Raw genomic sequence first — 20,865 nt, forward strand, 5'->3', positions numbered from 1 at the left:
CGGAACGTCGTTCCGGACGATCAAAACAATTGCAGGATCCAATGTCAGACGGCTCTGAACACGCTCAGGATGAGGATCAGGCGTCGTGGTACGACGACAGCCCCCAACGCTTTCGCGAAACCAATCCGACCACGCATTTTCAGGGGTCGTCCGGCGTGCTGTTTGAGCAGGCCATGGCGCAGACCCGCATGGCCATTTCCCTCGCCGATCCCAATGTCGAGGACATGCCGCTGGTCTTCGTGAACAACGCGTTCGTCAATCTGACCGGCTACCGCGAGGAAGAACTTCTGGGGCGGAATTGCCGGTTCCTGCAGGGGCCGGAAACAGACATGCGCGTCGTGCGCAAGGTGCGCGAGGCCTTGGCCCGCGAGGACGTTATCGTCGTCGAGCTGCTGAACTATCGCAAGGACGGCAGCACGTTCTGGAACGCGCTGCACCTGGGGCCGATCTATAACGAGGCCGGCGACCTCATCTACTATTTCGGCAGCCAGTGGAATGTCAGCGACGTCCACGCCGCGCGCGCCGATGAGAAGCATGCCCGCATCATGGCGCGTGAGCTGAGCCATCGGATGAAGAACATGTTCTCGGTCATCGGGGGGCTGGTGACGGTCGCCGGGCGGACCCGCGGCATCCAGAACGAGGCCGCCGAAATCAATGACCGCATTCGCGCCTTGGGTCGCGCGTTCGAGACGACGTTGGACGACGTTGCCGTCGGCTCGGTCAACCTGACGGATGCAATCCGTGCGGTTCTGGCCCCCTACGACCCCGAGGGCAATCGGATCGCGTTCGAAGGGGAAGACCTGCGGGTGGATCCCAACCTGATTTCGACCATGGGCCTGACCCTGCACGAGCTTGCGGTAAACGCCACGAAATACGGGGCCCTGGGGCCGGACGGTGGTAAGGTGACCATCACATGGGAAAAGACCCGGCAACACGATCTGGATATCGACTGGATCGAAAGAGGCGGACCGAGCGTTACGAAACCCGATAGCTTGGGGTCCGGCCTGGGAATCACCGAAACGCTTCTTGGCACCATCGGGGGACAGATCACCCCGAACTGGGATCCCAATGGACTTCGGGTTCAACTTCGGATCCCGCGCGCGAGCAAAGAAAATGTATGACATGAGTTCAAACGAACCGACGCGCGTTCTCGTGCTTGAGGACGAGCCTATGATCCTGATGGAACTGGCCTTCGCAGTCGAAGACCGTGGGGGACAGCCGATTTCCACGCACTCGGTCGAGCAGGCCATGGAGGCCATTTCGAGCACGCCCCCGCACGCGGCGATCCTGGACGTCAATCTCGGGCGTGGCACGACCTGCGAAAGCGTGGCGAAGTCGTTGCAGGAGGCCGGCATTCCCTTCATCCTGCACTCGGGCGACCTGATCCGGCAGGGCGAGTTGATCGCCCGCATCGGGGCCGAGGTCATCGCCAAGCCCGCCTCGAGCGACACGGTCGCGGATCGTGCACTGGCATTGGCACGGAGCCGTGCCACCAACTAATCGGTCCGGTGCCGAACGCACGGAGGGAAGACATGCGGCTGTTCGTGGGATTGGGCAATCCGGGGGCCAAATACGCCCGCCACCGCCATAACATCGGCTTCATGGCGATCGAGGCTATCGCAGCGGACCACGGCTTCCCCCCGTTCCGCGCAAAGTTCCAAGGCATGCTGAGCGAAGGGCGACTGGGCGGCGATCGTGTCGCCCTGCTGATGCCGACCACCTTCATGAACAATTCCGGCCAGTCCGTGGGCGAGGCGGCCCGCTTCTTCAAGCTGGAGCCCGCGGACGTGGTGGTGTTCCACGACGAGATCGACCTCGCCCCGGGCAAGCTGAAATGCAAGACCGGCGGTGGGCATGCGGGGCACAATGGCCTGCGCTCGATCCATCAGCATCTGGGGCCGGAATATGCGCGCGTCCGGATGGGCGTGGGACACCCGGGCCACAAGGATCGCGTGCCGGGATATGTCCTGCACGACTTTCCCAAGGCCGACGACACGTGGCTGGACGATATGCTGCGCGGGTGCGCCGATGGGGCGCCGGACCTTGCGGATGGCGACACGGGACGCTTCATGAATGCCGTGGCGCAGCACCTCAATCCACCGCGCCCCTCGACCGGCAGTCAGCGCCCCAAACCGGCAGAGCCGATGCCCCGCCCCGGGGCCGACGCGCCGTCCGCACCCACCAAGGACAGCGATGCGCGCTCCCCCCTGCAAAAGCTGGTAGATCGCTTCAAATGAGCCTGCGCGACGCCTGCCGACACCAGGCCCTGAATTGCCGGTCCCTTGGCTCACCTTTCACCGCACGCCTTCTGAACCTCGCCGCAGGACGCCTGACGGATGCCAGCGATGTTGGCGCGACCCTTCTGGCGTGGGACGGCGACGTTACGTCCGATGGCCAGTCCGTCCCGTTGCGGCTGGCCGGGGCGCTGCACCGGCTTGTTCTTCTGGAGGACGAGGGGCTGGTTCCCCACTGGCCCCCGCACGAGACCGGGGACGACGCCCTTTGGTCCGCGGTGGAGGAGGCGTTCGACCGGCGCCGGGACGAGGTTTTACAAACGCTGTCCCACGCGCCGCAGACGAACGAAGTTCGCCGGGCCGCAGCGCTAATCCCAGTTCTACACATGCTGGCGCGGCAATACGATCGGCCCCTGGCCCTGTTCGAGCTTGGGGCGAGTGCGGGGCTGAACCTGTCCATGGACCGCTTCGATCTTGCGGCGGGGGCGACCCGGTTCGGCCCCGGGGACTCGACCGTGGCCCTGGCCCCGGTCTGGGAGGGCCCGAGACCGGAGCCTGCTTCCCTGACCGTGGCCTCCCGCCGCGGGGTCGACCTTGCGCCCTTGAGCGTGACGAACGACGCGGATCGGCTGCGGCTATTCGCCTATCTCTGGCCAGATCAGCCGGAGCGTCGCCAACGAACCGAGGCGGCCGTTGATCTGTCGGATATCGAGGTCGAGGAAGGCGATGCGGGCGACTGGCTTGATGACGCCTTGAACGCGTGTTCCGACGATGTCCTGCCCGTCATCTATCACACGGTCGCATGGCAATATTTTCCGGCCGCCTCACAAAAGCGCGCCGAAGAGGCGATGGCCCGGGTGGGGGCCGACCGCCCCCTGGCCCGGATCGGGATGGAAGCAGACAGCGGCCGCGGGGCCGGCCTTACGCTGACGACCTGGCCGAATGGGCGCAAGCATGCCCTGGCCCGCGTGGATTTTCACGGCCGGTGGTTGGACTGGTTCGGCCCCACCTCCCTTGGTTGACCCATGGCGCGCCCTAGGTCAGCGCAGTGGAGGTGAACCATGAATATCGACGATCCCGTAAACGTTCTGGGTGGCGCATTGGACCTGTGTTCGAGCGAGCCACGCACCGGATTCTTCCGCGACGGGCATTGTAACACCTGTGACGAGGATACGGGAAGTCACACCGTCTGCGCCGTCATGACCGAAGAATTCTTGGCCCTGTCGAAATACCTTGGGAACGACCTTTCGACGCCCCGTCCGCAATACGGATTTCCGGGGTTGAAGGCTGGCGACAGATGGTGCCTGTGTGCCGCCCGGTTCCTGCAGGCGGTCGAAGAAGGCGCCGGCCCGAAAGTCCACCTCGCCTCGACGCATCGCCGCGCACTGGATGTCGTCCCCCTCGAGGTGCTGGAAGCCCACGCGGAGACGTAAGCCCTACTGGACCGCGTCCGGGTCTAGCATCGAAAGCTCTTGCGAGATGATCTCGCCCGTGGCGGCGTTATACACGATCTCGATCACGCGGCCTTCGCCCTCGGCAGAGGCGGTCAATGTTCCGCTGTGGCGGACCAGTTCGATGTCGGAAAAGCCATGCTCGGCCAGGAATGCGGTAACGGTCTGTTCAAGGTCTTGCGCCAGAAGTGCGCTCGGCATCAGGATCAGGGCTGCGGTCAGAACTCTCATGATTTGTCCCTCAGCTGGATTTCGAAATGTCGACGCCCAAAGCCTTGGCGACGGTGAAGATGTCCTTGTCGCCCCGCCCGCACATGTTCATGCAGATCAGGTGATCCTTCGGCAGGTCGGGCGCGATCTTCATCACGTGGGCCAGCGCATGCGACGGCTCGAGCGCGGGGATGATGCCCTCGGTCTCGCAACACAGCTGGAACGCATCCAGCGCCTCGCGGTCGGTGATCGAGACGTACTTGGCCCGGCCGATATCATGCAGCCAGGAATGCTCGGGGCCGATTCCGGGATAGTCGAGGCCGGCGCTGATCGAGAAACCTTCCAGGATCTGCCCGTCGTCGTCCTGCAGCAGGTAGGTGCGGTTGCCATGGAGCACGCCCGGCCGTCCGCCGGTCAGCGACGCGCAATGCTGCATCTCGTCCGAGACGCCCTTGCCGCCCGCTTCGACGCCGATGATGTTCACGGATGGATCGTCGAGGAAGGGGTAGAACAGGCCCATCGCATTCGATCCACCTCCGATGGCCGCGACCAGCGTATCGGGCAGCCGCCCCTCGGCCGCGTGCATCTGTTCCTTGGCCTCGGTCCCGATGATCGACTGGAAGTCGCGCACCATCGCCGGATAGGGATGCGGCCCCGCAACCGTGCCGATGCAGTAGAACGTGTCGCGGACGTTGGTCACCCAATCGCGCAGCGCGTCGTTCATCGCGTCCTTCAGGGTGCCGCGTCCCGACGTGACCGGGATGACCTCGGCCCCCAGAAGACGCATGCGGAACACGTTGGGCTGTTGCCGTTCGACGTCGTGGGCACCCATGTAAACGATGCATTTCAGACCGAACTTCGCGCAGACCGTGGCGGTCGCGACACCGTGCTGGCCGGCCCCGGTCTCGGCGATGATGCGGGACTTGCCCATGCGCCGGGCCAGAATGATCTGTCCCAGCACGTTGTTGATCTTGTGTGCGCCGGTGTGGTTCAGCTCGTCCCGCTTCAGGTACACCTTGGCGCCGCCCAGATGTTCGGTCAGGCGTGCCGCATAGTATAGGGGCGAGGGACGACCGACATAGTGCGTCCAGAGGTCATGCATCTCGTCCCAGAAGGACTGATCGGTCTTGGCGAACTCGTACTGCTGCTCAAGCTCGAGGATAAGCGGCATCAGCGTTTCGCTGACGAAACGCCCGCCAAACTTGCCGAACCGGCCCTTGTCGTCGGGCCCCGTGCGGTAGGAGTTCTTCAGATCGTCCGGCATGGAATCGCCCCCCTCGCTATGGCTGGACCAGCGATAGACCGCCGCGCGGGCGGCGGCAACCTGACGTCCGGGCCGCTGCGGCGATCCGCCTAGCCGCGCCGCCGCAAGCGCCGCCGCCAAAGCTCGGCCCGGCGGCGGGCGCGGATGATGAAGGTCGTCACGGTGGGGCGCAGAAGCGGCACATCGACCGCCAGCAGCATCAGGCCGACCGGGATCATCCAGAGGCCGAACACTGGCAGGATCGCAAGGAACCCGCCCGCGATCAGCGTCAATGCCAAGGGGATGCGGAACACGGCGACCCGCCGGCGCCGCAACCCGGTCACGGCCCAACGCGCGGGGGGCGCAAGGCGACCGAGGGCCTCGAACTGGCGGTCGAGGCGACGGACCATGTGATCTTTGGAGCGGGAGCGCACGGGCATACCCGGCAAATGCACATGAACGCGCTGCTGTTCAATCGGCATGACTACAAATAGCCGTCAGGCACGCAACGCGGCCCCGAAAGCCGCGATCCTGTCAGCGTCTTTCACCCCTGCCGCGCTTTCGACCCCGGAGGAGACATCGACCTGCCGCGTGCCGGTCATGCGAACGGCCTCGGCCACATTATCGGGGGTGAGGCCCCCGGCCAGCATCCACGGCACGTTCCAGCGCCGGTCCGCAATCAGACGCCAGTCGAAGGGCAAGCCGTTACCGCCAGGAAGTTCGGCCTCTCGCGGGGGCTTGGCGTCGATCAGAAGCTGGTCGGCCGCTGCCGCATAGCGGTCGATATCAGCGATATCTTCGGGACCGGCCACCCCCACCGCTTTCATCACCGGCAGACCGCTGCGAGCCCTGACCTCGCGCACCCGCTCGGGCGTCTCGTGACCGTGAAGCTGGATCATGTCCAACGCAACGGCCTCCGTCAGTGCATCGAGGGCCGCGTCGTCAGCATCCACCGTCAGCGCAACCTTCATGATGCCAGGCGGAGCGGTGGCCGCCATCGCTGCCGCGGACGGGATATCCAGATGCCGGGGGGATTTCGGGAAGAAGACGAAGCCCAGGTAGGACGCACCAGCCAAGATCGCCGCCGGAATGTCGGCGGGATCGGTTAGACCGCAGATCTTGAATCGCGTATCGGTCACGAAGCCCGCTTCTGCGGCACCGACCCATCTTCAAGCAGTGCGAGGATCTCGTCCCCCTGCCCCGGCTTCTCGGCGCGCATCTTCTTCACCTCGCGCTGAAGCGATTCACGCTCTCGCCGTTCGGTTCGGGCCGCCGCACGATGCTTATGCTCGCGCGCGAATTCCCAAAGGAAGCCAATCAGCAGGCCGATAACGACCGCGCCGAGGATGACGACGAACATGGGCAAGGTCACCGACCACGTCAGTCCCAGGAAGGCTGCCATGGTCTCTGGCAGAAGCAGCAGTGTCACCGGTTGCGAATTGGCCAGCGCAACCGCGACGAGAAGCACCGCCACGATGGCCAGCACCACGAATTTAACCACACGCATCGATCAGCCCCCGTTCAACCTGTCCCGCAGCAACTTTCCCGCCTTGAAGAACGGAACGTGCTTTTCCTCGACGGGAACGGTTTCCCCCGTTCGGGGGTTCCGCCCCATTCGTGCATCGCGTTTCTTGACCGAGAACGCACCGAAGCCGCGCAGTTCGACCCTGTTGCCGCTGCACATGGCCGAGATGATTTCCTCGAAGATCGTGTTCACGATCCGCTCCACATCGCGCTGGGTAAGATGCGGGTTCTCCTCGGCGACCTTCTGGATGAGTTCGGAGCGAATCATCAACTTCCTTCCTTCTGTCTGGCCCGGGCAATGCCGGCGCCCGATGCTTTTTCGACACGAAAGATTGAACAGGACGCAACTCGGAACACTAAGACTGTCGCACTTTCGGGGGCAACAAAAAACCCCCGCAGAGAACTGCGGGGGCTCAAATTTACTCAAGTAGAGTGTGAAATCACTCGTCGTCGCGGTTCAGTGCTGCGCCGAGAATGTCGCCAAGCGACGCGCCCGAATCGGACGATCCGTACTGCGCCACGGCTTCTTTCTCTTCCGCAATCTCGCGGGCCTTGATCGACAGGCCAAGGCGGCGCGACTTCTGATCGACATTGGTGACGCGGACGTCCACCTTGTCGCCCACACCGAAACGCTCGGGGCGCTGTTCGGAGCGGTCGCGCGACAGGTCCGAGCGACGGATGAAGGATTTCATGCCCTCGTACTCGACCTCGATGCCGCCATCCTCGATCGCCGTGACGGCCACGGTGATGATCGAGCCGCGCGACACCCCGCCGACCACGTCCGAGAAGCTGTCGTCCATCGCCTTCATCGACAGCGAGATACGCTCTTTCTCGACATCCGTTTCGGTCACGACGGCCTGCACCGTGTCACCTTTGTGGAAGCGCTGGATGGCTTCTTCGCCACGTTCGTCCCACGAGATGTCCGAGAGGTGGACCATACCGTCGATGTCGTTGTCGAGTCCCACGAACAGACCGAATTCGGTGATGTTCTTGATCTCGCCCTCGACATGCGTGCCCTCGGGATGCGTCTCGGCGAAGACTTCCCACGGGTTGCGCTGCGTCTGCTTGAGACCAAGCGACACGCGACGCTTCTGGCTGTCGATCTCGAGCACCATGACCTCGACCTCTTGCGAGGTGGACACGATCTTTCCGGGATGGACGTTCTTCTTGGTCCAGGACATTTCGCTGACGTGGACCAGACCTTCGACGCCCGGCTCCAGCTCGACGAAAGCACCGTAGTCGGTGATGTTCGTCACGCGGCCCTGATGGACCGAACCCAACGGGAACTTGGCTTCGACGGTATCCCACGGATCGTCCTGCAGCTGCTTCATGCCCAGGCTGATACGGTGGGTTTCCTTGTTGATCTTGATGACCTGCACCTTGATCGTCTCGCCGATGTTGACGATCTCGGACGGGTGGTTGACCCGACGCCACGCCATGTCGGTGACGTGCAGCAGGCCATCGACCCCGCCCAGGTCCACGAAGGCCCCGTATTCGGTGATGTTCTTGACCACGCCGTCCACGGCCTGACCTTCGGCCAGGTTCGAGATGACCTCGGCGCGCTGCTCGGCACGGCTTTCTTCCAGGATCGCACGACGCGAAACCACGATGTTACCGCGGCGACGGTCCATCTTCAGGATCTGGAACGGCTGCTTGAGACCCATCAGCGGGCCGGCATCGCGCACGGGGCGAACGTCAACTTGCGAACCGGGCAGGAACGCAACGGCGCCGCCGAGATCGACGGTGAAGCCGCCCTTGACGCGGCCGAAGATCGCGCCCTCGACGCGGTTCTCGTCGGCATAGGCCTTTTCAAGACGATCCCAGGCGGCTTCGCGACGGGCCATCTCGTGGCTGATCACGGCTTCGCCACGGGCGTTCTCGACCTGGCGGAGGTAGACTTCGACCTCGTCGCCCACATTGATTTCGGGGGCTTCGCCGGGCTGGGCGAATTCTTTCAGATCGACGCGGCCTTCCATCTTGTAGCCGACGTCGATGATGGCTTGGCCGGCTTCGATCGCCAGAACCTTGCCTTTGACCACCGAACCCTCGTCCGGCGTGTCGATGTCGAAGCTTTCGTTCAGAAGCGCTTCGAATTCTTCCATGGATGCGTTTTGAGCCATAAGGTCTCTGATATCCTTTACGTCATCTATTCTGGCCGCGCGGTTGTCTCCGCGGGTCTCGGGTGGATTGGTCAGGGGACCGGGATGCGAAAAAGGGCCGGTGTACGAACCGACCCTGCCCACGTCCGAGGCTGTGCCCGCCCCTTCGACGCGCGTGACTTACAGCATCGCGGGGCGGTGAGGCAAGGGGAAAGCGGCGATTGCGTCGCTTGACGTTTCCGACAAAAGCCATCAGGATTTGGCGGGAAACAGAATGCCCGGGTCCGCCATGTCCGACTTCGACCGCCTTTCCGGCCCAGCCGCGCGCACTCAGGACGCGCTTCGCACGAGTCCACCGCCGCCCTCGCTTCATCGGTGCCTGATGGGCGGGGCCCCGGACGAAGCGGGCGTCGAGCTTTTGATGGATTGGCTGGCGCTTCGCCCGAAGGATGAAAGATGACCTCGGATACGACGGACGCCACCGACGGAGATCGTCGCCCCGTCCACGATGCCCGCGCCCTTCTGAAGGGCGGCAGGACGGCAGAGATCGTCCTAGACGACGAAGCGGTTTATATCCTGAGGCTGACCCGTTCCGGCAAGCTCATCCTGACGAAGTGAAAGGACCAGCCACCCCTATGAGCAAGAGCAAGACCCAGTCCGCCTGCATCGGCGTCTGCAAGTTCAAACGCCCCGGTCCCGCAGGCGATCATTGCATCGGGTGTTCGATGACGAAGCCGCAAAAGAAAATCGCCAAGAAACAGAAGAAACCCGAGGCGGCCGAGGCGATGCTGGCCTTGGTCATCGCGCAGCAACACGCGATGGGCCGGTACGCCCATTGGCGTCCGGCCTATCTGAAGCGGTGCTTGAAGAAGGGGCGCGCCGTGCCCGGCATGGTACGCGACGCGTCCTGAGGGATCAGCGCAGATGGGCGCGCAGCATCCAGGCGAACTTGTCGTGGATGCGACCACGCTCGATGGCCAGATCCTCGGTCCGGACGTCACCATGACCGGCGGCAATCTCGGACAGGCCGGCGAGCGTGGCGCCGATGGTTTCCTGCGCCTCGGCAAGGTGACGAATCATCTCCTTGTCCTCGGCATGCTCGTCGCCTTCCTTTACTTTCGAACGGTCCAGATGCGTGGCAAGCTTGCCTTCCGCGGTCTCGCCGATGGCGCGGACGCGCTCGGCCAGGTCGTCCTGACCGGTGAAATGATCCTCATAGATCTCCTGAAACAATGCGTGCAGCGGGCCAAAGGCCATGCCCGTCACGTTCCAATGGTAGTTTTGCGCCAACATCGTGGTGACCACGGTTTCAGCCAAGGCCTGGTTCAGAGCGGTGGCGATTTCGGCACTTGCGTCGGTCGATAGATCGGATGCGGTTTCTGCCATGGGACTCTCCTGCTTTTCATAGCGTTTGACACTTGGGTCGCTGGCGTCGGCTGGCTGCCCTTAGAACTATTCTAATCTATGCGGCGGTAGATTCCAACCTTTCGGCCAGACCGTTCAGTAAAAGAAGAAGGTAGGGCGTTGCCTCGGGCCGGACGCGACGACGAGTCAGAAAGCGTGTGGACCCAAGATCGTTGCGGGCTCGCGCCAAGGACAAGGCCAGCAGCCACGCTTCGTCGAAAGATTGGCCCGCCGCACCGGGACGCCACAGGACAGGGCGGCGGAACAGCATCTCGGGCAGAGCTCGGGCAAGTGCCATCGCGAAATCCTCGGGGCCGGACGAAGGTTCCAACAAGGCACATGCGCCAATCGAGCCACGCGGACCGGCGCGACAGGCCAGTGAGGCAAGGCGCAGAAACGCGATCAGCGGAGGTTGAGGCGCGGTGTCGGGCACCGCGGCGGGACCGGTGTCATGACGGCGAACGGTCTGAGTCATCGCGAAGAATCCCTCTGGCATTCCCGACGACAATAGTAGGAGATGACCGCATTGGGAAGAACCAACCGCCACGGCCCCAGATTCACGAATAATTGGATAGGCCATCGGGGCACGGACTGTCCCAGATCGCCCTTACCGTCATGCTGTCCGGAGACCCGAATTCAGGTCAGTTCGAACGAACGGCCGACTGCGAACAGGAATACGGCACCTTCAAAACCAGAAGGCCGCCCGCATCGCTGCGGACGGCCCCAGGTCGAACACCGGTGGATCAGTTCGCGGTCGAGCTTTCCTCGGCTTCCATCTCGCCCTCGGCGGGCTCCATGGCACCCTCGGTGGCGGTGCCGTCCATCTGGCCAGCGTCGGAGCCGGTGGCATTGCCGCCGCCTTCCTGCATCGCGTCGGCGCTCTCCTGCATTTCCTGCTGCTGGCGCTGCTCCTGGGCGGTCACGAACTCCGGCGCGGCTTCGAGGTCTTCGCGAGTCGCATCGGTGGTCAGACGCGGCGTGCCGTCCTCGTTCTCCATGACCTGAAGCTGGCTCATCTCGATCGCGACGGACTTCTGACCGATCCCAAGGAAGCCACCAACCCCGATGACGACACCTTCGACAGTGCCGTCCATGGTGATGATCAGGTCCGCGATATCTCCCACGGACTCGCCGTCTGCGGAAAACACCGTCGCCCCCATCATGTCGCCTGCGAGCATGCTGTTCTCGCCTTGCATGACGATCTGCCCCTCGACGGGCTGGGCGTTCTCTTCCGCGGTCTGGGCGTCCTCGGCCATTTCCTGACTGCTGCCGGCCGCCCCTTCGGCGGGCTCTTCGGTCATTTCGGTGTCGGAGGACACGTCGTCGCCTTCGACGGTTGCCGCCTCTTCACCGGTCTGGGCGGTGTCGTCGGTTTGCTCCATCTGTTGCTCTTCGGTGGCGTCCTCGGCCTCCTGAGCGGAAATCGACAGCGGGGCGGCCATCAAAGTGGTCGCCAGAATGATAGCGGTGGAATTCCTGAACATCGTAAACTCCTCTCGGCGGTGTCGGCGGGCACGTTTGCCGTCCGATCGACCTTGTCCACGCAACAGCCAATCACGATAGCCGGTTCCCGGCGACAGCGGCGTTTCGCCCAATATACGTGGGCTTTCGGCGGGTTCGGACCGACGGCGCACTCCTGCCGGCGACGGGCTGGAACCGGCAGGTTTTCGCCACCCGCCAACGCCATCGCTTGATTTCACACCACCGTCACGGCCTTCTCACGATCGCGTTGTAAAACACCCTGTCGAGGAACCGAATGCGGTCACGTCTCCTGCCCATCGTCGCGCTTCTGGGAGCAGTCTTGTCACTGTCGGCCTGCGGGACCCGCGCACCGCAAATCGCGATGCCCTCCGGGCTGAACAACGATCTGGTCACGCGTGCCGTCCACACGGCCACCGACATGGACCTGTCAGGCAAACGCGTCTGGTGCGTGCCCTTCGCCCGCAACGCCAGTGGGATATATTTGCGGGGCGACGCGCACACGTGGTGGGACCAGGCGCAAGGCCAGCTTGCCACCGGGCAGACCCCGTCAGTCGGGGCGGTCATGACGTTCAGTGATTCCGCCAAACTGCGCCGCGGGCATCTTGCGGTCGTGTCTCAGGTCGTTTCGGACCGCGAAATCCGAATCCATCACGCCAATTGGGAGCGGAACAAGGTTTCGCTCGACATGGGGGTGATCGATGTGTCGGACGCGGGTGACTGGTCCCGGGTCCGGGTCGAAAGCGTTCCGGGTGCCTTCGGCGGCGTTTACCCGGTGGATGGCTTCATCCGGAAAAACTGACGGATCACCCGTCTTTCGCCGCTGCCAGTCCCTGCCTGGCGAATTCCGGCACGTAGGCGCCCAGCTTCAGACCCCGTTCGGGGTCGCTGGCATTGCCGTCCAGCGCGCGTTTCTTGACGCCTTGCAGGATCGCCCCCATGCGGAAGAAGGCGAAGGCGAGATAGAAGTTCATCGCCGGCATATCGGCAATACCCATGCGGTCAGCGTATTGCGCGACGAACTGGGCATCCGAAGGAATACCCAGCGCGGCGCGGTCCACGCCCGCCAGACCGCGCCCCTCGTCCCCGGTCGGCATGCGCCACTGCATCAGAAGGGCGGCAAGGTCGGCGAAAGGATGGCCCAGCGTCGAAAGCTCCCAATCGAGGACCGCCACGGGCGTCGGACCGGTCGGGGCGAACAGCAGGTTGTCGATCCGATAGTCGCCGTGGACCAGCGTGCGCCGACCGTCGTCCTCCGGCGTGTTGTCGTGAAGCCAGTCGATCAGCGCATCCATCTCGGGGATCGGGTCGGTCTCGGACGCGCGGTACTGCTTCGTCCACCGACCGATCTGCCGGGCGAAATAGTCGCCCTCGGGTCCGAAATCCGATAGCCCCACCGAAGCGACGTCGACCGAATGGATCGCGGCAAGGACCCGGCTGAGGGCGGTATAGATCGACGCTCGCTCCGCCCGTTCGACTTCGGGCACGCGGGGGTCGTCGAAAGTGCGCCCTTCTACATGGGCCATCACGTAGAACATCGCACCGGTGACCGTCTCGTCCTCGCACAGCGCGATCATGTCCGGCACCGGGACATCGGTGTCGCGCAGCGCCCGCATGACCCGGAACTCGCGGTCGACCGCATGAGCCGATTTCAAGAGTTGGCCAGGCGGCTTTCGCCGAAGGACGTATCGATGCCCGCCCGTTTGCAGCAGGAAGGTTGGATTGGACTGACCACCCGTCAATCGCGTGGCCGTCAGGTCTTCTTCCACCGTGACGCCCTGCTTTGCCAGCCAGGCCGCTACAGCCCCCTCGTCGATCAGATCGCGCATTTCGGCCCTCCCTTGCACTCGACCTACCCCACCAGGAATGCGCCGGAAACCCTGGCCTGTCCTCCGTCCGCGGCCGACACTACGTTCGCCCTGTTACACACGAAAGGATAAGCGGATGAAGGCCCTTCTGCAGCGAGTCACCGAAGCCACGGTCAGCGTCGAGGGAGAGATCCTGGGTCGCACCGGCCCCGGCCTGATGATCCTGGTCTGCGCCATGCAGGGCGATACCGCCGCCAATGCCGACGCGCTGGCTGCGCGCACGTCGAAGCTTCGAATTTTCCGCGACGAAGACGGCCGGATGAACAAGTCAGTGCTCGATCTGGGCGGATCGGCCCTGGTTGTCAGCCAGTTCACGCTGGCGGCCGACACGAGCCGTGGCAACCGACCGGGATTCTCGCACGCCGCCCCGCCCGAAGACGGCCGTGCGTTGTACGAGCAGTATGCCAAGGCGTTGGCAGATACCGGCGTTCCGGTCGAGACGGGGCGCTTCGGGGCTGACATGCAGGTCGCGCTGATCAACGACGGCCCCGTGACCATCGCGCTTGAGGCATAGGGACTGCTTGCACCCAGCGGCCCGACGGTCTATCCACGGGATCGCACGCGGGCGTTGTGTAATGGTAAGACCTCAGCCTTCCAAGCTGATGATACGGGTTCGATTCCCGTCGCCCGCTCCAATCCTTCCGACATACGCGACCTCCTGACGGGTTGCATCGTCCGGCGCGGCGATGAAAAACCGGGTGGAGATCGAAGGAGCGCCCGTGCCACCACCAAGCCAGACCGAAGACCGCGACAAATCCAGGCGAATCGGCGCTCTGGCTGCCCTCTGGCCATTCCTTGCGCGATACCGCGTCATGCTGACGGCGGCGCTGGCCGCTCTCGTCCTGACGGCGTGCGTGGCCCTCATCCTGCCGATCGCGGTGCGTCGCGTGGTCGATGCGTTCGAGACGTCGGCCGAACAGCTGCTGGACGAATATTTCACCGCCTTCATCGCCATTGCCGCCCTGATGGCGATCGGAACGGGCCTGCGTTACTACCTTGTGACCCGGTTGGGCGAACGCGTCGTGGCCGATATCCGCAAGGCCGTGTTCGACAGGGTCATCGGCCTTAGCCCCGCCTTCTACGAGCGGATCATGACTGGCGAGGTGCTCAGCCGGATCACCACCGACACAACGCTGATTCTGTCGGTCATCGGGTCGTCGGTTTCGGTCGCGCTCAGGAACGTTCTCATCCTGATCGGGGGGCTGGTCCTTCTGATCTTCACCAGCCCCAAGCTGTCGCTTCTGGTGCTTCTGCTGGTCCCCGTCGTGATCGTGCCCATCGTCATTCTGGGCCGTCGCCTGCGGATCCTCAGCCGCGAGAACCAAGACTGGATCGCGGCCAGTTCCGGCAACGCCTCCGAGGCGTTGAGCTCGGTCCAGACGGTGCAGGCCTTCACCCACGAACGTCTGTCCCGCAACGCGTTCTCAGACGTGACCGAACGCAGCTTCCAGGCAGCCAAGAAGCGGGTCGGGGTGCGCGCGGTCATGACGGTCCTCGTGATCCTGCTGGTCTTCGTCGGCATCGTCGGCGTCTTGTGGATCGGCGCGCGCGATGTACGTGCGGGCACCATGACCGTCGGTGAGCTGGTCCAGTTCGTCATCTACGCGGTAATGGTGGCGGGATCGGTCGGTGCCTTGTCCGAAATCTGGGGCGAGCTGCAGCGCGCAGCCGGTGCGACGGAACGCCTGGTCGAGCTTCTGACCGCAACCGACACCGTCTCCGACCGCAACGATGCCACCCCGATGCCGCAACCCACCGGTGCGCTTGCGTTTCGGAACGTGCGCTTCGCCTATCCCGCCCGCCCCCAGACGCCCGCGCTGGACGGCGTCAGCTTTGCCGTCAGCCCGGGCGAGACGGTCGCCCTTGTCGGACCGTCTGGTGCAGGCAAGACCACGGTGATCCAGTTGCTGCTGCGATTCTTCGACCCGCAATCGGGCACCATCGAGATCGACGGGCGCGACCTGACCGAGGCCGCCCGCCCCGATTTCCGCCGCCATATCGCACTGGTCCCACAGGATCCGGTTATATTCGCAGCTTCGGCCCGCGAAAACATACGGTTCGGCCGCCCCGACGCGACCGATGACGAGGTCGAGGCCGCGGCAAAAGCCGCGGCTGCACATGAATTCCTGATGCGCCTGCCCGAAGGGTACGACACTTATGTCGGCGAACGCGGCGTGATGCTGTCTGGCGGGCAGAAACAGCGTATCGCCATCGCCCGCGCCATCCTGCGCGACGCCCCCGTCCTGCTGCTGGACGAGGCCACAAGCGCCCTGGACGCGGAATCCGAACATCTGGTGCAGGAGGCCGTGGATCGCCTGGCCCATGGCCGCACCACGCTGGTCGTCGCACACCGACTTGCGACCGTGAAGAAAGCTGACCGGATCCTCGTGTTCGACCAGGGCAGGATCGTCGCGCAGGGCACCCATGACGAACTGGTGGCTGAGGGCGGCCTTTACGCGCGTCTGGCCCGGTTGCAGTTCACCGCCGGGCTGGCTGCGGAATAGCCTTGCACAAACCCGCCGCAGCGTCAGTCTTTCCCATATAGTCAACCTGCGCCAAAAAAGCAGGCAACGAAAAGGGAGGACACATCATGGGCTATGCCACGCCCGAAGACCGTCGCCAGATCGAGGCCGAGGGCCCCTGGCACGACCGCGACCTGCCTACCACCGTCTGGCAGCAGATCGAACGCACGGCGGCCGCCCATGCCAACCGCCCTGCCGTGACCTATCAACTTCTGTCCGGTCCCAAGGACCATGCCGAGACCCTGACATGGCAGCAGTTGAAGGACCAGGTCGCGCAGGCGGCGAACCTTTTCCGCGAGCTGGGCGTCGGCCCGGAGGACAAGATCGCCTATGTCCTTCCCAACGCGAACGAAACCATTGTCACGTATCTTGGCGGAATGGTCGCGGGCATCGTGAACCCGATCAATCCGCTGCTGGACGCCCAGCAGATCGCGTCGATCCTGCGGGAGACCGACGCCAAGGTCCTTGTGACCCTGCGGGCCTTCCCCAAGACCGACGTGGCGCAAAAGGCGCACGAGGCCGCGGCCCACGCCCCGAACGTCAAGCATGTGCTCGAGGTCGATCTGCACCGCTACCTGACCGGGGCGAAGAAACTGATCGTTCCGCTGATCCGCCCCAAGGTGAAGGTCGAGCACAAGGCCCGCGTGCAGAACTTCACCAAGGCCGTCGCAGCCCAGCCGACCACCCTGCAATTCGCCGACCCCGCGGTCGATCGGATATGTACCAACTTTCATACCGGCGGCACAACCGGCATGCCGAAGGTCGCGCAGCACAAGAATTCGGGCATCATCTACAACGGCTGGCTGGGCAGTGAACTTCTGTTCACCGAGAAGGACAACCTGATCTGCCCCTTGCCGATGTTCCACGTTTTCGCCGCCGTGGTTGTCATGGGCGCGTCGATCGCATCCGGCGCGCATGTCGTCTTCCCCACGCCTGCCGGGTATCGCGGCGATGGCGTCTTCGACAATTTCTGGAAGCTGTGCGAACGCCACAAGATCACCTTCATGATCACCGTGCCGACCGCCGTATCGGCCCTGATGCAGCGCAAGGTGGATGCCGACATCTCGAAGTTGCAGATCGCGTTCTGCGGGTCCTCTCCTTTGCCGGTCGAGCTCTACAAGCGGTTCGAGGAGGCGGCCGGCGTGACCATCTGCGAGGGCTACGGCCTGACCGAAGCGACCTGCCTGGTGTCGATCAACCCGCCTGACGGGACGAAGAAGATCGGCTCCATCGGGTTGCCGTTCCCCTATACGGACGTGAAAATCTATCACGACACCGAGGACGGCGCGAAGGAATGCCCCACGGATGTGGTGGGCGAGATTTGCGTCGCCAGCCCGGGCGTCTACGTGGGCAACACCTATTCCGACCAGACGAAGAACCGTGACCTCTACCACGGTGAGTATCTACGAACCGGCGATCTGGGCCGGATCGACGCGGACGGGTATGTCTGGATCACGGGCCGCGCGAAGGACCTGATCATCCGGGGTGGGCACAACATCGATCCAGCCGAGATCGAGGAGGCGTTGGCCGGTCACGACGCCGTCGCCATGGCCGGTGCCATCGGCCAGCCCGACGCCCATTCGGGCGAGTTGCCTTGCGCCTATGTGGAATTGTGTGAGGGCGCGACCGTCACCGAGGACGAGCTGAAGGAATATGCAAACGCCCGCATCCACGAACGCGCGGCGCATCCCAAGCGGATCGAGATCCTGGACGAGCTTCCCAAGACCGCCGTAGGCAAAGTCTTCAAGCCCGATCTGCGTCGACGCGCCATCACTCGCGTCTATAACGACGCGCTATCGTCAGCCGGTATTCCCGCCGAAGTCGTCGCCGTAACCGAAGACAAGAAACGCGGGCTTGTCGCGCATATCCGAAAGACCGGAGACGTCGGAGATGACGCTGTCGCACGGGTTCTGGGCGACTTCACCCGCCCGTGGGACTGGGCACAGGACTGATCGGTCAGCACTTCCTCCGCAAAGCGGGGGGAGTACCGTTCGACCCGCTTTCTAAGGCCCGATAAGGATGCCGGGGGCGGCATCAATTATCCTCTATGAACACGTCAGCTTCATGGCGCGTGTCGGCTCCGCGGGCTCTCCCTTTTCCGCCGGGCGGCGGTGGGGGGGGGGACTGCGCCCCCCTGCCGGGCACCCTCAGACCGTTCGGCATCCAAAATTTCGCGCAGGATCAGCAATCGTTTCGCATTCCCATTCGGTTTTGTGCGCGGTCTGGGCTTCGAAGGGGACCTCGTCATTTCCGGTAATTACATCCCGGTCAAAGTGCTGAAGACGACTGACGTTGCAGAAATATGCCTGCGCCGCGTAGAGGTCACTGCATATTGGTCGGCTTGTACCGCTTCGGCGATGGCCCCCAGATCTGACGTGTTGTCGACCACCCAGGTGGATGTCCGGCTGTTTCTGCAATCGGCGCTCATTGAGGCGGATAAGGGGACCGGCCGGTTCTGCCCCGGCCTTCGTGACTGCAATGCGGTTCGGCCGGCAGTTCGGTGCACGGACCGGAGCATTCAGATCCATGTCGCAAGAACAATTGCCTGATAGGCCAATTGCCCCAGACCGCAGAGTCACAAAAGCACCACGAAAAAGGGGCGGTCCCGAAGGCCCGCCCCTGTTGTCAGAATTGGATCGAGATCACTCGTTGCCGGTGGCCGAGACGACATCGACCGTGACGCCCGGACCCATGGTCGAGGACAGGGCAACCGACTTCATGTAGGTGCCCTTGGCGCCTGCCGGTTTCGCTTTCGATACAGCCTCGACAAAAGCGCGGATGTTCTGGACAAGCGCGGCCTGATCGAAGGACGCCTTGCCGACGCCGGCGTGGACGACGCCCGCCTTCTCGGCCCGGAACTGGACCTGGCCACCCTTGGCGGCTTCGACGGCTTCTTTCACGTCCATCGTCACCGTGCCGACCTTGGGGTTCGGCATCAGGTTGCGGGGGCCCAGGATCTTGCCCAGACGGCCGACGATCGGCATCATGTCGGGCGTCGCGATGCAGCGGTCGAAGTTGATCTCGCCGTTCTGCACCTGCTCCATCAGGTCCTCGGCGCCGACGATGTCGGCCCCGGCGGCCTGAGCTTCATCGGCCTTGCCACCACGGGCAAAAACGGCCACGCGCACGGTCTTGCCGGTGCCCGAAGGCAATGTGACGGTGCCGCGCACCATCTGGTCGGCGTGACGTGGGTCGATCCCGAGGTTCATCGCGATCTCGACCGTCTCGTCGAATTTCGACGTGGCGTTCGACTTGATCAGCGCAACCGCATCCTCAACCGTCAGGTTTTCCTTACCCTCGACGGCGGCGCGCTGCTCTTTCTGGCGTTTGGTCAGCTTGGCCATTACTTCACCTCGATGCCCATGGAGCGGGCGGAGCCCAGGATGATCTGCATCGCGTCCTCGACCGAGTTCGCATTCAGATCCTTCATTTTCGCCTCGGCGATCTCACGGACCTGCTTGGCGGTCACCTGGCCAACGGTCTCGCGCGACGGCATCTTGGCACCGGATGTCACCTTGGCAGCCTTCTTGAGGTAATAAGACGCGGGGGGCGTCTTGATTTCCATCGTGAAGGATTTGTCCTGGTAATAGGTGATCACGGTGGGACAGGGCGCGCCCTGCTCCATTTCCTGCGTGCGGGCGTTGAACGCCTTGCAGAATTCCATGATGTTGATACCGCGCTGACCCAGCGCAGGACCGACGGGCGGAGAGGGATTGGCCTGCCCCGCCTTCACTTGCAGCTTCATGCTGCCGATCTTCTTTTTGGCCATGATGGCCTCCTTTCGGTTCGCGGGCGGCTTGTGCCACCCCTACAGTCGCCCCCCGAAGGGGCAGATGCCGCGGTTCGCCCCGGCCGTGGCCGGAAGCTCCCGCGTCGAACGCTCAGATTTCCTTGGAAACCTGAGTGTATTCCAGTTCGACCGGCGTCGCCCGGCCGAAGATCGAGACCGAAACCTTCAGGGTCTGGTTCGCCTCATCAACGTCCTCAACGGTGCCGTCGAAACCTTCGAACGGGCCGTCGGTGACCTTCACCTTCTCGCCGCTCTCAAAGCTGATCTCGATCCGCGGCGTCTCCTCGCCCTCCTGAACACGGCCCAGGATAGCTTCCACCTCGGCGTCGCGCATGGGCATGGGACGGCCCTGTTGCCCCAGGAAACCGGTCACCCGGTTGATCTGCGTTATCAGGTGATAGCCCTCGTCCGACATCTCCATGTGCACCAGTACGTAGCCGGGCATGAAGCGCCGCTCGGTCGAGACCTTCTTGCCGCGCCGGACCTCGATCACCTCTTCGGTGGGCACCAGCACCTCGTCGATCTGATCCTCGAGGCCCTTTTCGGCGACCTCGGTGCGAATCTGCTCGGCGATCTTCTTCTCGAAGTTCGACAGCACGCTGACCGAATACCACCGCTTCGCCATGAAATCTCTCTCCGCGTCCTGGACCGGGGCGCGCCCGGATAAAAAAGGGGCGCGCAACTCATCGCTGCACGCCACATCTGGACCCGCCCCATACGCCTCCGTCAGCCGAAGATCAAGGGGCGCCTCGTACGTCAGCCGACCGCGGTCAGCAGGAACTCCAGCCCCTGGCGGATGACGAAATCCACGAAGAAGAAGAACACCGCTGTCAACGAGGCAAGGATGAACACCATCACCGTGGTCAGAACGACCTCGCGCCGCGTCGGCCAGACGACCTTCGCGATTTCAGCGCGGGTCTGCTGGATGAACTGGAACGGGTTGGTCTTGGCGGCCATGGGGCGTCCTCCGGGTCGATGGAACGGCAGATACGGAACATATCGCCCGGTTTCAAGTCACCCCGGGTGCACCGGCCGTTGGCA

The 20,865-nt window shown here is 63.7% G+C and carries 27 protein-coding genes and 1 tRNA gene; 13 read left to right on the forward strand and 15 right to left on the reverse strand.

The features are described 5' to 3' along the window. The first annotated feature begins 41 nt into the window (after nt 1–41). Genes PAA8504_RS14570 through PAA8504_RS14590 form a run of 5 tightly spaced genes read left to right on the forward strand, consistent with a single transcriptional unit; the run spans nt 42 to nt 3,667 of the window. Nucleotides 42–1,121, forward strand: coding sequence for a PAS domain-containing protein (locus PAA8504_RS14570; RefSeq protein WP_108894926.1), 1,080 nt, complete (start codon nt 42–44; stop codon nt 1,119–1,121). 1 nt (nt 1,122) lies between these two features. Then, a complete protein-coding gene (locus tag PAA8504_RS14575; protein ID WP_108894927.1) occupies nt 1,123–1,500 on the forward strand; it encodes a response regulator in 378 nt (125 codons plus the stop codon). Between the two features lie 32 nt (nt 1,501–1,532). Next, a complete protein-coding gene (gene pth, locus PAA8504_RS14580; protein ID WP_108894928.1) occupies nt 1,533–2,237 on the forward strand; it encodes an aminoacyl-tRNA hydrolase in 705 nt (234 codons plus the stop codon). After that, complete coding sequence (locus PAA8504_RS14585) at nt 2,234–3,256, forward strand: DUF2332 domain-containing protein (protein WP_108894929.1); 1,023 nt, start codon at nt 2,234–2,236, stop codon at nt 3,254–3,256. Before pth ends, PAA8504_RS14585 begins: the two co-directional genes overlap by 4 nt. A 39-nt stretch (nt 3,257–3,295) precedes the next feature. Next, on the forward strand, nt 3,296–3,667 hold the full coding sequence (locus PAA8504_RS14590) for a DUF2237 family protein (protein WP_108894930.1): 372 nt from the start codon (nt 3,296–3,298) through the stop codon (nt 3,665–3,667). A gap of 3 nt (nt 3,668–3,670) precedes the next feature. Here the strand turns inward: PAA8504_RS14590 and PAA8504_RS14595 are convergent, their stop codons facing one another. The 7 genes from PAA8504_RS14595 to rpsA form a co-directional block, all read right to left on the reverse strand. Next, complete coding sequence (locus PAA8504_RS14595; protein WP_108894931.1) at nt 3,671–3,916, reverse strand: hypothetical protein; 246 nt, start codon at nt 3,914–3,916, stop codon at nt 3,671–3,673. A gap of 10 nt (nt 3,917–3,926) precedes the next feature. Continuing rightward, nucleotides 3,927–5,159: a tryptophan synthase subunit beta gene (trpB, locus tag PAA8504_RS14600; protein WP_108895030.1), complete on the reverse strand. Its 1,233-nt coding sequence runs from the start codon at nt 5,157–5,159 to the stop codon at nt 3,927–3,929. Nucleotides 5,160–5,248: 89 nt separating this feature from the next. After that, entirely contained in the window at nt 5,249–5,548 is a 300-nt protein-coding gene (locus tag PAA8504_RS14605; RefSeq protein WP_245897647.1) for a tryptophan synthase subunit beta, read from the reverse strand. Between the two features lie 87 nt (nt 5,549–5,635). Further along, a complete protein-coding gene (locus PAA8504_RS14610; RefSeq protein ID WP_108894932.1) occupies nt 5,636–6,277 on the reverse strand; it encodes a phosphoribosylanthranilate isomerase in 642 nt (213 codons plus the stop codon). Beyond that, entirely contained in the window at nt 6,274–6,645 is a 372-nt protein-coding gene (locus tag PAA8504_RS14615) for a lipopolysaccharide assembly protein LapA domain-containing protein (RefSeq protein ID WP_108894933.1), read from the reverse strand. Before PAA8504_RS14615 ends, PAA8504_RS14610 begins: the two co-directional genes overlap by 4 nt. A gap of 3 nt (nt 6,646–6,648) precedes the next feature. Beyond that, nucleotides 6,649–6,930, reverse strand: coding sequence for an integration host factor subunit beta (ihfB, locus tag PAA8504_RS14620; RefSeq protein ID WP_108894934.1), 282 nt, complete (start codon nt 6,928–6,930; stop codon nt 6,649–6,651). Between the two features lie 172 nt (nt 6,931–7,102). Continuing rightward, on the reverse strand, nt 7,103–8,782 hold the full coding sequence (gene rpsA / locus PAA8504_RS14625; protein WP_108894935.1) for a 30S ribosomal protein S1: 1,680 nt from the start codon (nt 8,780–8,782) through the stop codon (nt 7,103–7,105). A 253-nt stretch (nt 8,783–9,035) separates the two neighbouring features. On the opposite strand from rpsA, the gene PAA8504_RS14630 reads away from it, so the two are divergent. Genes PAA8504_RS14630 through PAA8504_RS14640 form a run of 3 tightly spaced genes read left to right on the forward strand, consistent with a single transcriptional unit; the run spans nt 9,036 to nt 9,672 of the window. Then, nucleotides 9,036–9,221: a hypothetical protein gene (locus tag PAA8504_RS14630; protein WP_108894936.1), complete on the forward strand. Its 186-nt coding sequence runs from the start codon at nt 9,036–9,038 to the stop codon at nt 9,219–9,221. Beyond that, nucleotides 9,218–9,379 carry a hemin uptake protein HemP gene (gene hemP, locus PAA8504_RS14635; protein ID WP_108894937.1) on the forward strand — a complete coding sequence of 54 codons (162 nt, stop codon included), beginning with the start codon at nt 9,218–9,220 and terminating at the stop codon, nt 9,377–9,379. Before PAA8504_RS14630 ends, hemP begins: the two co-directional genes overlap by 4 nt. Before the next feature lie 17 nt (nt 9,380–9,396). After that, nucleotides 9,397–9,672: a DUF1289 domain-containing protein gene (locus tag PAA8504_RS14640; protein ID WP_108894938.1), complete on the forward strand. Its 276-nt coding sequence runs from the start codon at nt 9,397–9,399 to the stop codon at nt 9,670–9,672. A 4-nt stretch (nt 9,673–9,676) separates the two neighbouring features. Here PAA8504_RS14640 and PAA8504_RS14645 read toward each other — a convergent pair whose 3' ends face one another. The 3 genes from PAA8504_RS14645 to PAA8504_RS14655 form a co-directional block, all read right to left on the reverse strand. Continuing rightward, nucleotides 9,677–10,147: a Dps family protein gene (locus PAA8504_RS14645; protein WP_108894939.1), complete on the reverse strand. Its 471-nt coding sequence runs from the start codon at nt 10,145–10,147 to the stop codon at nt 9,677–9,679. Nucleotides 10,148–10,223: 76 nt separating this feature from the next. Beyond that, entirely contained in the window at nt 10,224–10,640 is a 417-nt protein-coding gene (locus PAA8504_RS14650; protein WP_108894940.1) for a hypothetical protein, read from the reverse strand. A gap of 268 nt (nt 10,641–10,908) precedes the next feature. Continuing rightward, nucleotides 10,909–11,649: a PRC-barrel domain-containing protein gene (locus tag PAA8504_RS14655; RefSeq protein ID WP_108894941.1), complete on the reverse strand. Its 741-nt coding sequence runs from the start codon at nt 11,647–11,649 to the stop codon at nt 10,909–10,911. A 272-nt stretch (nt 11,650–11,921) separates the two neighbouring features. On the opposite strand from PAA8504_RS14655, the gene PAA8504_RS14660 reads away from it, so the two are divergent. Beyond that, a complete protein-coding gene (locus PAA8504_RS14660) occupies nt 11,922–12,446 on the forward strand; it encodes a CHAP domain-containing protein (protein ID WP_108894942.1) in 525 nt (174 codons plus the stop codon). Between the two features lie 4 nt (nt 12,447–12,450). Here PAA8504_RS14660 and PAA8504_RS14665 read toward each other — a convergent pair whose 3' ends face one another. Next, complete coding sequence (locus PAA8504_RS14665) at nt 12,451–13,473, reverse strand: phosphotransferase family protein (RefSeq protein WP_108894943.1); 1,023 nt, start codon at nt 13,471–13,473, stop codon at nt 12,451–12,453. 115 nt (nt 13,474–13,588) lie between these two features. Between PAA8504_RS14665 and dtd the strand changes: the two genes are divergently transcribed. The 4 genes from dtd (at nt 13,589) to PAA8504_RS14685 (ending at nt 17,986) form a co-directional block, all read left to right on the forward strand. Then, entirely contained in the window at nt 13,589–14,026 is a 438-nt protein-coding gene (dtd, locus tag PAA8504_RS14670) for a D-aminoacyl-tRNA deacylase (protein WP_108894944.1), read from the forward strand. A gap of 47 nt (nt 14,027–14,073) precedes the next feature. Continuing rightward, nucleotides 14,074–14,147, forward strand: a tRNA-Gly gene (locus tag PAA8504_RS14675). A 51-nt stretch (nt 14,148–14,198) separates the two neighbouring features. Continuing rightward, complete coding sequence (locus tag PAA8504_RS14680; RefSeq protein ID WP_108894945.1) at nt 14,199–16,016, forward strand: ABC transporter transmembrane domain-containing protein; 1,818 nt, start codon at nt 14,199–14,201, stop codon at nt 16,014–16,016. 86 nt (nt 16,017–16,102) lie between these two features. Further along, nucleotides 16,103–17,986, forward strand: coding sequence for an acyl-CoA synthetase (locus tag PAA8504_RS14685; RefSeq protein WP_108894946.1), 1,884 nt, complete (start codon nt 16,103–16,105; stop codon nt 17,984–17,986). 690 nt (nt 17,987–18,676) lie between these two features. Here the strand turns inward: PAA8504_RS14685 and rplA are convergent. The 4 genes from rplA to secE form a co-directional block, all read right to left on the reverse strand. Continuing rightward, the gene (gene rplA / locus PAA8504_RS14695) at nt 18,677–19,378 is read right to left on the reverse strand and encodes a 50S ribosomal protein L1 (protein ID WP_108894948.1); all 702 of its coding nucleotides are present in this window, start codon (nt 19,376–19,378) and stop codon (nt 18,677–18,679) included. Beyond that, entirely contained in the window at nt 19,378–19,803 is a 426-nt protein-coding gene (rplK, locus tag PAA8504_RS14700) for a 50S ribosomal protein L11 (RefSeq protein ID WP_108894949.1), read from the reverse strand. Before rplK ends, rplA begins: the two co-directional genes overlap by 1 nt. A 112-nt stretch (nt 19,804–19,915) precedes the next feature. Further along, nucleotides 19,916–20,449 carry a transcription termination/antitermination protein NusG gene (gene nusG / locus PAA8504_RS14705; protein WP_108894950.1) on the reverse strand — a complete coding sequence of 178 codons (534 nt, stop codon included), beginning with the start codon at nt 20,447–20,449 and terminating at the stop codon, nt 19,916–19,918. A 131-nt stretch (nt 20,450–20,580) separates the two neighbouring features. Then, complete coding sequence (secE, locus tag PAA8504_RS14710) at nt 20,581–20,781, reverse strand: preprotein translocase subunit SecE (protein WP_108894951.1); 201 nt, start codon at nt 20,779–20,781, stop codon at nt 20,581–20,583. Nucleotides 20,782–20,865: the final 84 nt, after the last annotated feature.

The sequence above is a fragment of the Palleronia abyssalis genome, assembly GCF_900302445.1.
GTDB lineage: Bacteria > Pseudomonadota > Alphaproteobacteria > Rhodobacterales > Rhodobacteraceae > Palleronia > Palleronia abyssalis.